Consider the following 13,661-nt stretch of genomic DNA (forward strand, 5'->3'; position numbering starts at 1 on the left):
ATATAATTCAGACAGTATATTAAACTGGTCATTTATATTTAAAGTAAGTAACAAACGTCTTTAACTCATTTATTTGTCGTAAGTTAATTAAGAAAGGGTATAACATGAAAAAGAGTGGAACAAAAAAAGTTGTTTTAGCCTATTCAGGTGGTTTAGATACATCAGCAATTATTCCTTGGTTAAAAGAAAATTATGGCGATTGTGAAGTTTATGCTCTAGTCGCTAATGTTGGTCAAGATCCTAAAGAGCTAAAAGATGTTGAGAAAAAAGCTAAAGCATCTGGGGCAGTAGCTTGTAAAGTTGTCGATTTACGAGAAGAATTTGTTAAAGATTATGTTTACCCGGTATTAAAAACAGGTGCTTTATATGAAGGTACATACTACCTAGGCACTTCTATGGCTCGTCCTATTATTGCTAAAGCGCAAGTTGAATATGCTTTAGAGGTGGGTGCCGATACATTATGTCATGGCGCTACAGGTAAAGGGAATGACCAAGTGCGCTTTGAAACAACGTATACTGCACTTGCTCCACAACTTAAAGTTATTGCACCTTGGCGTGAATGGGACTTGCGTTCGCGCGAAGCTTTAATTGATTATCTAAAAGTACGTAAAATTCCAACAACTGCAACCGTTGAAAAAATCTATAGTCGTGATGAGAACGCATGGCATATTTCAACAGAAGGTGGTGTACTTGAAAGTACATGGAATCAAGCCAATGCAGATTGTTGGGCGTGGACAGTATCACCAGAAGATGCACCAAATAAACCAGAACTTGTCACCATTGGTATTGAAAAAGGTGAAGTGGTTTCAGTCAATGGCAAGAAATTATCACCATACAATTGTGTTGCGACTTTAAATAAAATTGGTGCTAAACATGGTGTAGGCCGTGTTGATATTATTGAAAACCGTTTAGTTGGTATAAAATCGCGTGGTTGTTATGAAACCCCAGGCGGCACAATTATGATGACTGCATTACGAGGTTTAGAACAGTTGATTTTAGATCGTGATAGCTTCAAATGGCGTGAACAGTTAGGTTTAGAAATGGCTTATGTTGTTTATGATGGTCGTTGGTTTGCGCCATACCGTCGTTCAATTCAAGCGGCAGCTGATGTTTTGGCTGAGGATATGACAGGTGAAGTTGTCGTTAAACTTTATAAAGGAAGTGCTACAGCCGTTCAGAAAAAATCACCTAATAGCTTATATAGTGAAGAATTTGCGACTTTTGGTGAAGATGAAGTGTACGACCACAGTCACGCAGGTGGATTTATTCGCTTGTTCTCATTATCTTCACGCATTCGAGCATTAAATGAAGGTAAGAAAAAACAACCAGCTAAAAAAGCTGATACTAAAACAACAGCAAACAAATCGAAAACAGCGACTAAAACTAAAAAATAGTTTTAACCACTAAATTTGATAAAACTTAATAATATATACAGGCAAAGTCCTGTATATATTGTTTATGGTGTTATAGAATTATTAATTAATTTATAAATTTATAATTGATTTAAAGATAATATTTGAGGTAATTATGGCATTATGGGGTGGGCGTTTTAGCCAAGCAGCAGATCAACGATTTAAACATTTTAATGATTCTTTACGCTTTGACTATCGGCTTGCAGAGCAAGATATCATTGGATCAATTGCATGGTCTAAAGCATTGGTGACAGTTGACGTTTTATCTTATGATGAACAAAAAAAATTAGAAAAAGCTTTAAATGAATTATTAGAATCAGTACGGCAAAACCCACAACAAATTCTACAAAGTGATGCGGAAGATATTCACAGTTGGGTAGAGCAAAAACTCATCGAAAAAGTTGGTGATTTAGGTAAAAAATTACATACGGGGCGTAGCCGTAACGATCAATCAACAACCGATCTAAAATTATGGTGTAAAGATGAAATTGCTCACCTTATCACTGCTATTAACAAGCTCAGAAAGCGCTTAGTGCTTACAGCCGAGCAGCATCAAGATGCGGTTATGCCTGGCTATACCCATCTACAACGTGCACAACCTGTTACGTTTGCGCATTGGTGCTTAGCGTATTATGAAATGCTTACACGTGATGAAAGTCGTTTACAAGATACATTAAAACGTTTAGATGTTAGTCCTTTGGGTAGTGGCGCGCTTGCTGGCACAGCATATCCAATCGATCGTGATGAGTTAGCTTATTGGTTAGGATTTTCTTGCGCGACCAATAATAGTTTAGATTCTGTTTCTGATCGTGATCATATTTTAGAGCTATTGAACAATGCGTCAATTGGTATGGTTCATTTATCTCGATTTGCTGAAGATCTAATCATTTTCAATAGCGGTGAAGCCAATTTCATTGAATTGTCTGATCGTGTAACCTCGGGTTCATCATTAATGCCACAAAAAAAGAATCCTGATGCATTAGAACTTATTCGAGGTAAAGTAGGGCGAGTTGCAGGTGCACTAACTGGGGCAATGATAACCTTTAAAGGCTTACCTCTTGCTTATAATAAAGATCTGCAAGAAGATAAAGAACATTTATTTGATGCACTAGACACATGGCATGAGTGTTTAGATATGGCCGCATTAGTGCTTGAAGATATAAAAGTCAATTATGCTGTTTGTCGACAAGCTGCAAAGCAAGGTTACGCTAATGCAACTGAACTTGCCGATTATTTGGTGGCAAAAGGGATACCATTTAGAGAAGCGCATCATATTGTCGGCGAAGCGGTTATTGGTGCAATAGCAAAACAAAAAGCATTAGAAGAACTCTCTTTGGATGAATTAAAAATCTTCAGTTCGGTTATTGAACAAGATGTTTATGAAAATCTCTCACTCGAATCATGTTTAGCTAAGCGATTAGCCAAAGGTGGTGTATCACCACAACAAGTTAAAATAGCGATAGCCAACGCCAAACAACAAGTTTTATAACTTTCTATCTAAATCTAGCTATATAATTTGCCGATGATAAGTCGGCATTTTGATAAAAACCTATTTATTAAACAAATATTTTTACTAAAAATATGATTGTATATCTTTTAAGACAGTGTAAAAATAGAGCTCTTTTTGAAAGGATTAAAGTGAATTGCAATGAGTAAAAGTTATAACTTTAGTGCAGGTCCTGCAAAACTACCTGCTGATGTCTTAAAACAAGTTCAAACTGAATTATTAGATTGGCATAATACAGGTGCTTCTGTCATGGAGTTAAGTCATCGAGGTAAGGATTTTGATGCTTGTGCAATTGAAGCAACCAACGATCTTCGTGATATTCTAAACGTACCTAATAATTATAAAATTCTCTTTAGCCAAGGTGGAGCAAGAGCGCAATTTGCTGCCGTACCTTTGAATATTCTTGGTAATAAAACAAGTGCTGATTATGTAAACAGTGGTTATTGGAGCCAGTGTGCCGCCAAAGAGGCAACAAAATACTGTAATGTGATTGAACAAAATGTGGTGATTAAAAACCAAGGCATGACCTCAATCAAACCCATGTCCGAATGGCAATTGAGTGATGATAGCGCGTATATTCATTATTGCCCTAATGAAACCATTGACGGAGTGGAAATATTCGAACAACCTAATTTTGGCGATAAAACAGTCGTTGCTGATTTATCATCTTGTATTTTATCTCAACCGATTGATGTAAGTCGCTATGGCATTATATACGCGGGGGCACAGAAAAATATTGGCCCTTCAGGAATCACGATTGTCATCGTTCGGGAAGATCTAATTGGTCATGCTCAAAAAGTATTACCTTCCGTTTTAGACTATAAAATCTTAATGGATCATGACTCAATGTTTAATACGCCACCTACATTCGCTTGGTACATGTCTGGGTTAGTATTCAAATGGATTAAAAATTTAGGTGGATTAAAAGCGATTGAGCAACGTAATCAAGCTAAGGCACAATTGTTATATCAATTTATTGATCAATCTGATTTTTATCGTAATACCGTGGCTATCTCTAATCGATCTATCATGAATGTAACCTTCTTATCACCCAATGACGATCTTGATAAAAAGTTTGTTAGCGAAGCAACACAAGCAAATATTATCGGAATTAAAGGTCACAGAATTGCTGGTGGGATGAGGGCTTCAATCTATAATGCAATGGATCTTGAAGGCGTTAACTATTTAATCGATTTTATGAAGCACTTTGAAAAACAGTACGGATAATTATTTAAAACTCTGTCAAAAAAGGGAGCCATTAAGCTCCCTTTTTTATTTTGCTTAATTGTTGCAGCGGAAAACTTCACCAACCATGACAGCATCTGTTGGAGCGACTTCTGATATATAATTCAATGATGCATCTTGGGCATTATAAATCACATTTCCACCCATAGCGGCAGCTTTATTCATTAAATCTGAAGCGGCATCTCGAATAAGCTCACTGTGTGTTTTTAAGCCAGAAAATAGTGAGCTACGACGACCTTCTGCTTTACCAACAAATTGACAACTAGCGGCAGGTTTTGTGTCAATAAATTGAACTTGTCTACCCGCAGAGGTGAGTTGATAGTTAGAGTTACTACAAGCATTTAAAAGTAATGCAGTTGAAATAGCTGCACTAATAAGTAAACATTTTTTGAAAGACATAATATTTCCTCAACCAATAAAACAACGAATAATTATTTATAAAGTTATTGTATCAGGTTAATAGATTAAAAAATATCTGTAATTATTAATCAATATAGATATGGCTACGAGTTAAAGATTAATAATTAAGCAACCCAACCTATTTTAATAATTAATTGTAGCAAATTAAAAATAACTCTATTATAATCGCAACCCTACTAATTAAGTAGCACTTCTCAATATGGCCCCTTAGCTCAGTTGGTCAGAGCAGTCGACTCATAATCGATTGGTCACTGGTTCAAGTCCAGTAGGGGCCACCATATCTACATTGACTATTTTCTTTTAAATTGAGTTTTTACATTAACATAAATTAGAATTGATTCAGTTTTTTTGAAAATTAAACAATAAATAACTTCTTAGTAACAACTTTTTTTGACCAACGCGAACGCGCGATTTTATAATGTAAAAAATGTGTTCTATCAATTATTATGTAAGATTATCGATTGGTGAGTAAGTTATTTTATATATTAAGCGTAAAGTCATAAATTAAAAAACTGTTATATTATTGGCTTTACTTACTATCATAAGATGAAATAATACATTATTATTTTTTTACTATATAATCATTTAAAAAATTCATAATAATGGCTTAAAAATCTCCATTTTTGTTTGTTATATCATTAAGGAATTCTAGGAATGAAGTCGCGATTAACTTTATTTTATATTAAAGCTACATTAAATAGATCTAACTATTCAGACTTTAAAAAAAAATGTACCTCAAGTGTCTATCCATTAGCTTACCAAAAATGGGAAAATCCTTATCCATTTAGTGAAAAAATATTCCATAAATATCTTAGTGAAAAAATTTCATATAATAAAAAGCTCGCTATTTTAAATTCTCATATTGATTTTATTGATCAAAAAATCAATCCACGTGTAATAGATAAACTTTATTCTAAAAAGCTTGATGGTATTATGTTGGCTCAAGTTGAGGGTAAGAATGATGCAAAAATTTCGTTCCATCTTACTGCGCCTTTGTATCCAAGAGAAGGAGATTTAAGGATTATTATGCGTTTTGGTGAACAGTTGGTTTTTTCAATTCATTTTACCATAACGTTATTGAATGAAATTTATATCGCGGGCGTACAAGGTCATACAAGCAATGAGATATTAAAGCAACTAACAAAAGACTTTTTTGGTTTTAGGCCTAAGAATTTAATAATGGTTTTTATGATGGAAATTGCTAAATTTTTTAAAATCGAAAATATATACGCTGTCAAAAGTAAAGGGCATGTGAAGTTTGGTAAATTTGATTTCGATTATGATAAATTTTGGCAAGAATTAAATGGTGTCTCATATAATAAAGCTTGGTTTAAATTGCCGTGTAATCAGCCTCAAAAATCGATTGAAGATGTTAAAAGTAATAAGCGAAGTGAATTCAAAAAAAGAGAATTAATTCGCGAAAGTATTAGTGAACAATGTCAAAAAAATCTTTTAGCAATTGTTAACCCTCAATAATACCAAAGTTTTATTGGTATTTGTGTGAAACTATCTGTTAGCAAAATGATAGAATGAATTGTTGATATATAGACAATTCATTCTATCAATAAGTTATTTAGTTATATTAAAATTATTCGATCTATTTTTTATTTTAATTTAGCTTAACATTTATTATATCTAACACTTTTATTTGTAATTTTATAAACGATAATAAGTCGATAGAGCCTTTTAAGTAATCGGGTTAGTTTAATCCTCTAACCCGATCTTTATTTATGCATGTTTAGCATAACGACTATAAGGTGATATAGGAATATTTACAGTTGGATCGGGAATAGCGCTAGGTACGATAGTTTCTGATACAGACTGTATTGCAGTAAAAGTGTGACCACAATATAGATTGGAGCATTGATAATATTGTTTTCGAGTTAAATTACTAATTTCTTCACTTGAACGGATAAAAGTTTTACTACGGCAGTGTGGACATTTCATATTTTGATACCTTTTATAATTAAGCTAAGCTTAATTTTATATTAAACTTAAATTAAGTCTAGCGTTTTTTTACTATTTAGGCTTTAATTTTCATTATAATAAATTTCGTCTTTAAGTTTGATTTCTAAATGTACCGTTGTTTTGAATCCAGCGCTTCTATTTAAAGTGTGAACGCATTGTATGATAGTCCAGTTGGTCGAGTCTATTTCTGTTTTGAATCCTTCAACGATAACCGGCATTTCGGTAAAAAGATCCGGCCTACCTTTAGCTAACTCGATGGTAAATTGAGCTGTACCTTGTTTTATTTTGTTTAATTCGCTTTTTGCTGCTTTTTCAGCACTTTGTTTATTGGCATAGACATATCGAATTATTTTGATTTTTTCGTTTTTACCATTTAATACAATTTGGCTTTTATCTATCTGACTTTTATAAATGATTTTAAGTGGATTTTTAGTTGGGTTGGCATAATCATACCAATAGGTCTGAACACCTGTATAACCTGTTCGCTCAGAGGTAAAAAATCGATGTTTATCTCCCGACTCTCGCTTGATAATTGCTGGAGGTATGATTTTACCACCAACGGTAAGTCCCTTTCCTTTTTTAAACACGAGCATTATATCGTTTTTTACGGTCACAACGCCACCGGCTTCATCTACCATTCGCGTAAGAAAAGAGATATCAGACTCTTGAGTTTGATCCATATGAAAGATTTGCGAGGCCCCAATATCTTTATCAAAACGATAAGCTAAATTGTTTCGTTTAGCTATGATAGCAATTAAATCGCCCAGCGTAATATTTTCATAACTTTGTTCTTTTTTTTCTTCTAACTCCTCGGTATTTTGTGCGCTTCGACCACGAATAGTCATTAGGTCAGGAGTACCACTGTGCTCAACTTCATCTATCAAAAAAACGTTTTTGATGTTAGGCCCGATGATATTGTCATCTGAATCCTTATCAGTTGCTTGAATTTGACTCCATCCTAAAGTAACAGCGAGTTTGGCTTTTCGCTTTGGTAATTTGAGTTTACCATCGGCATCATTGAGTTGCATTTCAATTGTATCTGATTCAAAACCTCGATTATCTGTAATTATCATCGATATAAGTCTTGCATCAAATAATGAAGTTAAATCTTCGCGTTGATCTGAATTACTTTGTTGATTATTATCTGGTAATAATTCAATTTTGAATTTAGGGGTTGCCATTTTATACCTATATGATTATATCTATTATGTCGCTGATTTTACTATCACCAAAAAAGTCAGAAATATCGACTTTTTTTAATACCATAGTAAAGTCAATTTTCAGAGGTGAGCCATTACGATTTAGCTCACTATGGGTGCGTTCTACACTGACGAGCACAAAAAAGCCTAGCGGTACACCAGTACCTTCAATCAACGGCAATGGCGTTTTTAGATAAGCCATTCTTTCCAATAATTCAAGGCTTGGTCTACCATTGGTAATTTCAGTATAGATTGATCCCGATAAAGTAACTGTATCATTATTTGGACCAGTATATTGAAGAGCAGGGCGTCTGTTCACTCTTTCATTAGCTACGTAACTCCAACTTTTATTTATTTTCATGGTCTGATAGGGTAAATTTTTTAGGCTAAAAACAAAAAAGCCATAACACATCATCATATTAATCGATATCCTTTAAGCTACTGCGAAATTGAAATAATTTTTGTTGTTCTCGTCGATCAAGTTCTTCAGTGATTTTATTTGCAAGTTCTTGTTCATTCATGCCAGGGGCGGCATTTACAGTGATATAATACTGTGAAGCGCTTCCTTGAATTAACTTGTTAGTCAAATTTGTAACTAGCGTTGAATGACTATTTACTAGATAATTTTCAATGTTGGTTTGCGTTAGATTAATTTTGTTAGCAAAATTGCACATGGAATAAAGTATTTCATCTTTACCATGAACAATGGCTTGAAAATTATTTTTAATCGTTTTAAGGTTAACGTCGTAGAAAACCTTAATGAAGTTATGATCAATCAATGTATCTTCAAATAAACTCAAGATTATTTTTTTATTATCCAATACCTTATTTTTAAAACGATGGGTGAAATCCTTAACTATTCTCATAAAAAGCATTTGTAAATGGGGATTATCGGTTGATTCTAAATACAGTTTTTTTAGCGCATTGAAACTTTTTTGAGAAAAGATTTTGTAGGAAGTAAAACTTTTTTCAATAAGTTTAAATGTTAGATTAGGTAAATAAAAACCATCAATACATGATTTTGAGGTCTTGTTGATGAGTGAACTGTTAGTTGAAATTAGATAATGTTGATTAGCGCTAGCTATTTGTTTGAGCGTTTCTAAACTATTATTTAACCTCTTGTCTGTACTGGCTTGTTTAGTTGTGGTGAGCTTAGCAAAAAAATTATTATAAGTATGATTGAATATTTTACTCGAAAAATCATCATGACGAATTAACTTTGGATCGAACCTTTCACTTTTTTTGTTGTTAGATGATATTAAGTTTCTCATTAGGCTAATAGCTGATTTAGTATATAAGATAGGATTTATCTTAAATAGCTCAGATGTTGCTTTTAAAGTTGGATGTTTATCTATCCAAAAACTATGTTTAGTTGTTTTAGGTAAGTAATTAAAAAAACATTCTTTTACGCGCTGTGAAATCGTTTTGGTTGTATTAATGTTATTAACCAATACATCTATTGCAAGAATAGTGGTAACAAATTCCAAATTTTGTATGTTAAGCCTAAATGGTTTAGATTGATTAAATACATAGGCAAAGCTATCTATAAATTTCAGATTAACTGAAATTTTGGGATAGCTTATATTCCGATTCAAATAGTCGTTATTTACGTTTATATTTTTTTTAAAATTGATCTGAGCAGCCGCATGATTTGGCGTAATTGAGCTATTAATATGCGCTTTTATAATATCTCTATTTTTACTGTATGGGCTTTTGATTTTATGTGTTGAATAGTGAATATCACCATTAAAAAAATTAATTAATTTTACTCGTTGCTCATTGAGTTTGTTATTGGCGTTAATTTTTGCGATAGCCAGTTTATGGACAGTTTTAATTAAATGGTTATGACAGTTTTTAAATTTTAAATTATCAGTTTTTTGTTTTTGGTAGTTTATATTGGCGTGGCTTTTGTGTAACAAATCGCTCCTAGGATTATCATTTTTTGATAATGGGAATTTACGTTTAAAAATAATATTGGGCTTGATCAAACAAGTTAAGTCATGATTATTTACAATTTGATTAGCAGCATTATTTGATTTTGTTAACCAATTAATACGATTTTGTCTAATAAGCTTTAACGCGTTATTTTTATCGGTGAGTTTTAATTCACTTGATAACCCGTTATTAAGTTTTAATTGTAACTTGCGGTAACTATTATATTGATTTGATATGATTTTAGTCTGTTTTTTTAAATCACCAACAGCCACAAAAATGGCGCGAAACGGTAGCGCCATTTTTGTATCATGTTGTTGGACTGTGATATTTTCTCTATTATCCATTTTGGGTACCGTTTCTTTGGCAAGCTTGTTCTTGCCATTCCATTAGTTCAGTTAACGTAAATTTGTACATTTCGGAAGGTTGCCAATGAAATATCAAGGCAATATCTGCCATTGCATCTTCTACTCGGTTAGGGATTCTTGGCTCGCATCGTTCAAGTTCGGGGACAAAAAACTGATAACAACTTTTGTGATTTCAGATAAGTCAATTAAATCTAAACCAAAAACTTCATGTTCAGCAATTGAAGGCATAGTAATTCTTGGTAATACTTTTGCTAATGCATCGATATCTAAATCAATAAAATCAATTAATTTAACACCACGTAAATCACCAGTTAATGGTTTACGAATGGTAAATTCAGTAATCATTTTTTTACCTGATAAAATCCCAGTTTTTAGTTTTACTTTATTTGTGTTTGTCATTGATTAATCTCTCAATTAGCCCTTTCGGGCTGAGTTATAGTAATTTTTATGTGTTAATTTATAAACCAATTGCATTACGTGCAGAGGATAAACGATCTACACCATTAACTTTGTCAATCATGTTAATAAAATCAATTTCGGTTATTTCTTCGTTATCAATAATTTCTTTATAATAGGTACACTGTGTTGTTATTTTGGTTGCGTTACTTTCACCTTGTTTAAGTTCTCCACGATCTTGTTCTTTATGTCGACCATTGACGATGATTTCGACTTTTATAAAATCTTCACTGTCATCTTTTTGGTAAGCACCGGCAAAGCGTAAAGTTACGCCATTGAGCAATCCGCCATGTTGTTTTAGAACTTCATGTGCTAAGCCGCCTATAGTCCATTCCACAGTGAGTGCGTTATCATCGTAGCCTAAGTCAATTGGAACACTACCAGGCATGCCTGCACCACGATAGTTTTCAAACTTACGGGTTAGTTTTGGTGGTGTGAAAGATTCCACTTCACCGACAAACGATGTACCATTCACATAGACATTGAAATATTTGAGTTTTTTAGGTAGAGCCATTTAGTTGTTCTCCTTAGTTTGTAGCAACTGAGTCAGCCAATTCGATTAGATACTTATCGGTAATACGTTGGCGTAACATAAGATTTTCAAGTGGGGGCACTGGGGTATAATCGTAATCGATATAAAGTTTGCCAGCTTTTAATATATCGGCAGTATTTGATTCTGGATCAAACCAGGCTTTACCATCAACGATGTAACCATTAGATTTCAATTCACGGAATTTATTATTAATCGACTCGACTAAATCTTTAATTAAAGAAGCATGCATAGGCGCATCGACTAATTGAAATTGTGCTTCGGCAATCGTATCAGCTAATACTTGTGCTGTCCGTGTATAGTTTTCAAAAGCAAATAAGGTATCTGCAGAGCAGGTACGTGAGCCCCAAAAACGGTAACCTTGATTGCAAATCAATGTTGTTACTTCATTTTCGTTAAGGTAGTTTGAGTCTGAACTTTCTTCTTGCAAATCCCAAAACACGTCATGTGATATACCGGTGACACCATTAACTGGTACATTAGATAAGGTTTTATGCCAACCTACCTTTTGGTCAATTTGTGCACGTAAACCTAATGCTCGTGCAGTTGCAGACAATGTAACGTTTGATTTTTTGGTGGTATCAAACCCGACAAAATCTGGCCAAATGATCATAGCTTCGCGAGCACCTAATTTATCGCGATAGAGCACCGCTTGTTCCTTTGTTTTTGCGCCAAACGCTGAAACATAGCAAAATGCACGTAATTTTTGCGCTAATGACACTAATGCTGTTGCAACAGGTAACGAGTCATAACCCGGTACCCCCAAAATGCGTGGTTTGACCTTTAACTGTGTTTGTGCTGAAAGAAGGGCCTTCATACCGGTATATTTGCCATTCTCGGTTGTAGTACCAATAATGTTTGCTTCTGTCTCTGCATCAGATGCGCCTTTTTCAACACGTACAGCTACAATTACTGGCGTACATTGATCAGCAATTGCTTCTAGTGTTGGTTTTAAAGTACCTTGAGAACCTGCTTTACCAATTGCTGTATTGATATTTGTAATTAAAATAGGGGTGTTAAGTGGAAAATAAGTTGCATCGGCATCCTCTCCAGTACAGACCACCCCAATAACAGCTGTTGAAACTGTTCGGATAGTACGTGTTCCTTCATTGATTTCGATGACTCGGACGCCGTGATGATAATCGTTAGCCATAAGATCTCCGTTTCGATTAATATATGGTAAGGTTAATGTGCGAGCTTATAGTCACATATTTCAGAAATGAGTGTTAGTCGTTGAATTTGTAAGTAATATTGTTACAACTGAATAAGAGAATTCATCGATGATTGATGGTAATTAAATTTGATCAGATTAGAAAATATTAAAAAAAATAGTCCTTTTCTAAAGGCAAATAATGTTTTTAAAGAAAATATTTGGACGCAGTTTATACATTTGACTAGAATAACTTTAAACATTACTTAAATAAAAACTAAAATAACTAGTTGATGATTTATGAAAATCAATTAAATAAATTCAATATCAAAGATTATTGGTTTCTTAATGAGATACATATGAAAAATAATCACATTTTTTGATGATATAAGCTTTAACATGTTTTTAGCATGTTAAACGGGAGACGTTACGCAAATTAATAACATATCATCAATTTAGTAGATGATAACATCTTATTTTAAAGACTTTTTTAATAAAAAACTATTCTCTTTATAGATGTTTGCTAATGAGATGTCGTTAAGAGGAAATAATAGATAAATGAATTGGTGATTTTAAGAATGCAATTATTTTAGTAATTAAAATCATGAGAAATATATCAACTTTCCATGTGTATATAATTATCATAAGTGATAATATCATTTGAGTGAGAATGTTGTAATCCATATAAAATATAATACTGGAGCTAATTCACTGATATACGGCGGGGTATAGTAATTGGTGACAATCTAAAATGAGCAAAATGTCATTTATTAATACTGATATTCCTGATAATTGCACTGTCTAGACATGAAAAACAGATACAATTACCCGGAATAATTAATTGTTACTGTGGGTTTGCTGGCCATTGAATATTTGGCGCGGTATTAACATCTAGTTGATTTAATTCAAAACGATATTTTTTCCATTTTTTAAGCATTTCAGTTTGTTGTTCTGTTGCAATTTCAGCATCAACAGCGTCTTGTAAATTACTAATTGCGCTATTTGCATCATTAAGTAATTGTGATTGTTGTGATTGCGCTGTAGTCACATCATATTGATGCTGTTTTTCTTTATCTAGTACCCATTTTTTGCCATTCCACGAATCAAAATCACTGGTTGGTTTTAACAACGTGTAACCTTCTGGGGTATCACCGATATTAGTTACTGTTGATTCTGCACCAGTTTCTGTTGAATAAATTGCTTTACCACGATGATCCACTGGGTATATCCATTTATCACCTTGACGAACAATTGCATGATCATCTTCTGCTTTTTTTGGAGCATCTAAGTATGCATAAGCGGGTAAGCCTACACCGACCGGTAAAAACTGATATGTTGCTCCTTGATATTCGCCAGTTTGCGAATCCACATTATAAATTATTGACCATCCAGCTGATGTGGTTAATCCATTTTCATCTAAAATTGCAACTGCTGGTTGTAATTCGTATTTCATT

General features: G+C 33.4%; 13 protein-coding genes, 1 tRNA gene and 1 pseudogene. 5 read left to right on the forward strand and 10 right to left on the reverse strand.

What is annotated here, in order from left to right; genetic code table 11:
* Positions 1-104: 104 nt before the first annotated feature.
* From J3U56_RS05645 to serC, 3 genes and pseudogenes are all read left to right on the forward strand, one after another.
* Positions 105-1,322, forward strand: a pseudogene (locus J3U56_RS05645) (argininosuccinate synthase); the annotation flags it as partial.
* A gap of 205 nt (positions 1,323-1,527) precedes the next feature.
* Positions 1,528-2,901 carry an argininosuccinate lyase gene (argH, locus tag J3U56_RS05650; protein WP_267332653.1) on the forward strand — a complete coding sequence of 458 codons (1,374 nt, stop codon included), beginning with the start codon at positions 1,528-1,530 and terminating at the stop codon, positions 2,899-2,901.
* A gap of 159 nt (positions 2,902-3,060) precedes the next feature.
* The gene (gene serC, locus J3U56_RS05655; protein WP_267347898.1) at positions 3,061-4,146 is read left to right on the forward strand and encodes a 3-phosphoserine/phosphohydroxythreonine transaminase; all 1,086 of its coding nucleotides are present in this window, start codon (positions 3,061-3,063) and stop codon (positions 4,144-4,146) included.
* Between the two features lie 54 nt (positions 4,147-4,200).
* Here the strand turns inward: serC and J3U56_RS05660 are convergent, their stop codons facing one another.
* Positions 4,201-4,563, reverse strand: coding sequence for a DUF4156 domain-containing protein (locus J3U56_RS05660; RefSeq protein WP_065633640.1), 363 nt, complete (start codon positions 4,561-4,563; stop codon positions 4,201-4,203).
* A gap of 222 nt (positions 4,564-4,785) precedes the next feature.
* Here J3U56_RS05660 and J3U56_RS05665 point away from each other — a divergent pair.
* Positions 4,786-4,862, forward strand: a tRNA-Ile gene (locus J3U56_RS05665).
* A 376-nt stretch (positions 4,863-5,238) separates the two neighbouring features.
* Positions 5,239-6,060, forward strand: coding sequence for a VirK/YbjX family protein (locus J3U56_RS05670; RefSeq protein ID WP_267332707.1), 822 nt, complete (start codon positions 5,239-5,241; stop codon positions 6,058-6,060).
* Between the two features lie 252 nt (positions 6,061-6,312).
* Here J3U56_RS05670 and J3U56_RS05675 read toward each other — a convergent pair whose 3' ends face one another.
* The 9 genes from J3U56_RS05675 to J3U56_RS05715 form a co-directional block, all read right to left on the reverse strand.
* Positions 6,313-6,531 (reverse strand): ogr/Delta-like zinc finger family protein, encoded by a 219-nt coding sequence (locus J3U56_RS05675; protein WP_065633969.1) that lies wholly within the window; start codon positions 6,529-6,531, stop codon positions 6,313-6,315.
* Positions 6,532-6,614: 83 nt separating this feature from the next.
* Positions 6,615-7,733, reverse strand: a complete 1,119-nt coding sequence (locus tag J3U56_RS05680; protein WP_267347820.1) for a contractile injection system protein, VgrG/Pvc8 family — start codon at positions 7,731-7,733, stop codon at positions 6,615-6,617.
* A 7-nt stretch (positions 7,734-7,740) separates the two neighbouring features.
* Positions 7,741-8,169 (reverse strand): phage tail protein, encoded by a 429-nt coding sequence (locus tag J3U56_RS05685; RefSeq protein ID WP_267367013.1) that lies wholly within the window; start codon positions 8,167-8,169, stop codon positions 7,741-7,743.
* Between the two features lies 1 nt (position 8,170).
* Complete coding sequence (locus J3U56_RS05690; protein WP_267367016.1) at positions 8,171-10,030, reverse strand: hypothetical protein; 1,860 nt, start codon at positions 10,028-10,030, stop codon at positions 8,171-8,173.
* Complete coding sequence (locus tag J3U56_RS05695; RefSeq protein ID WP_065634419.1) at positions 10,023-10,142, reverse strand: GpE family phage tail protein; 120 nt, start codon at positions 10,140-10,142, stop codon at positions 10,023-10,025. Before J3U56_RS05695 ends, J3U56_RS05690 begins: the two co-directional genes overlap by 8 nt.
* Positions 10,143-10,150: 8 nt before the next feature.
* Positions 10,151-10,450, reverse strand: a complete 300-nt coding sequence (locus J3U56_RS05700; protein WP_267344213.1) for a phage tail assembly protein — start codon at positions 10,448-10,450, stop codon at positions 10,151-10,153.
* A 58-nt stretch (positions 10,451-10,508) separates the two neighbouring features.
* Entirely contained in the window at positions 10,509-11,021 is a 513-nt protein-coding gene (locus J3U56_RS05705; RefSeq protein WP_267344212.1) for a phage major tail tube protein, read from the reverse strand.
* Between the two features lie 13 nt (positions 11,022-11,034).
* Complete coding sequence (locus J3U56_RS05710; protein ID WP_267344211.1) at positions 11,035-12,210, reverse strand: phage tail sheath protein; 1,176 nt, start codon at positions 12,208-12,210, stop codon at positions 11,035-11,037.
* Between the two features lie 841 nt (positions 12,211-13,051).
* Complete coding sequence (locus tag J3U56_RS05715; RefSeq protein ID WP_267367018.1) at positions 13,052-13,660, reverse strand: tail fiber assembly protein; 609 nt, start codon at positions 13,658-13,660, stop codon at positions 13,052-13,054.
* Position 13,661: the final 1 nt, after the last annotated feature.

The sequence above is a fragment of the Gilliamella sp. B2824 genome, from assembly GCF_026536245.1.
Lineage (GTDB): Bacteria > Pseudomonadota > Gammaproteobacteria > Enterobacterales > Orbaceae > Gilliamella.

What these genes read in the sequence shown, in the direction of transcription:
- argH (WP_267332653.1), top strand. Translation starts at nt 1,528, where the DNA reads ATGGCATTATGGGGTGGGCGTTTTAGCCAAGCAGCAGATCAACGATTT.
- serC (WP_267347898.1), top strand. Translation starts at nt 3,061, where the DNA reads ATGAGTAAAAGTTATAACTTTAGTGCAGGTCCTGCAAAACTACCTGCT.
- J3U56_RS05660 (WP_065633640.1), bottom strand. Translation starts at nt 4,563, where the DNA reads ATGTCTTTCAAAAAATGTTTACTTATTAGTGCAGCTATTTCAACTGCA.
- J3U56_RS05670 (WP_267332707.1), top strand. Translation starts at nt 5,239, where the DNA reads ATGAAGTCGCGATTAACTTTATTTTATATTAAAGCTACATTAAATAGA.
- J3U56_RS05675 (WP_065633969.1), bottom strand. Translation starts at nt 6,531, where the DNA reads ATGAAATGTCCACACTGCCGTAGTAAAACTTTTATCCGTTCAAGTGAA.
- J3U56_RS05680 (WP_267347820.1), bottom strand. Translation starts at nt 7,733, where the DNA reads ATGGCAACCCCTAAATTCAAAATTGAATTATTACCAGATAATAATCAA.
- J3U56_RS05685 (WP_267367013.1), bottom strand. Translation starts at nt 8,169, where the DNA reads ATGATGATGTGTTATGGCTTTTTTGTTTTTAGCCTAAAAAATTTACCC.
- J3U56_RS05690 (WP_267367016.1), bottom strand. Translation starts at nt 10,030, where the DNA reads ATGGATAATAGAGAAAATATCACAGTCCAACAACATGATACAAAAATG.
- J3U56_RS05695 (WP_065634419.1), bottom strand. Translation starts at nt 10,142, where the DNA reads ATGGCAGATATTGCCTTGATATTTCATTGGCAACCTTCCGAAATGTAC.
- J3U56_RS05700 (WP_267344213.1), bottom strand. Translation starts at nt 10,450, where the DNA reads ATGACAAACACAAATAAAGTAAAACTAAAAACTGGGATTTTATCAGGT.
- J3U56_RS05705 (WP_267344212.1), bottom strand. Translation starts at nt 11,021, where the DNA reads ATGGCTCTACCTAAAAAACTCAAATATTTCAATGTCTATGTGAATGGT.
- J3U56_RS05710 (WP_267344211.1), bottom strand. Translation starts at nt 12,210, where the DNA reads ATGGCTAACGATTATCATCACGGCGTCCGAGTCATCGAAATCAATGAA.
- J3U56_RS05715 (WP_267367018.1), bottom strand. Translation starts at nt 13,660, where the DNA reads ATGAAATACGAATTACAACCAGCAGTTGCAATTTTAGATGAAAATGGA.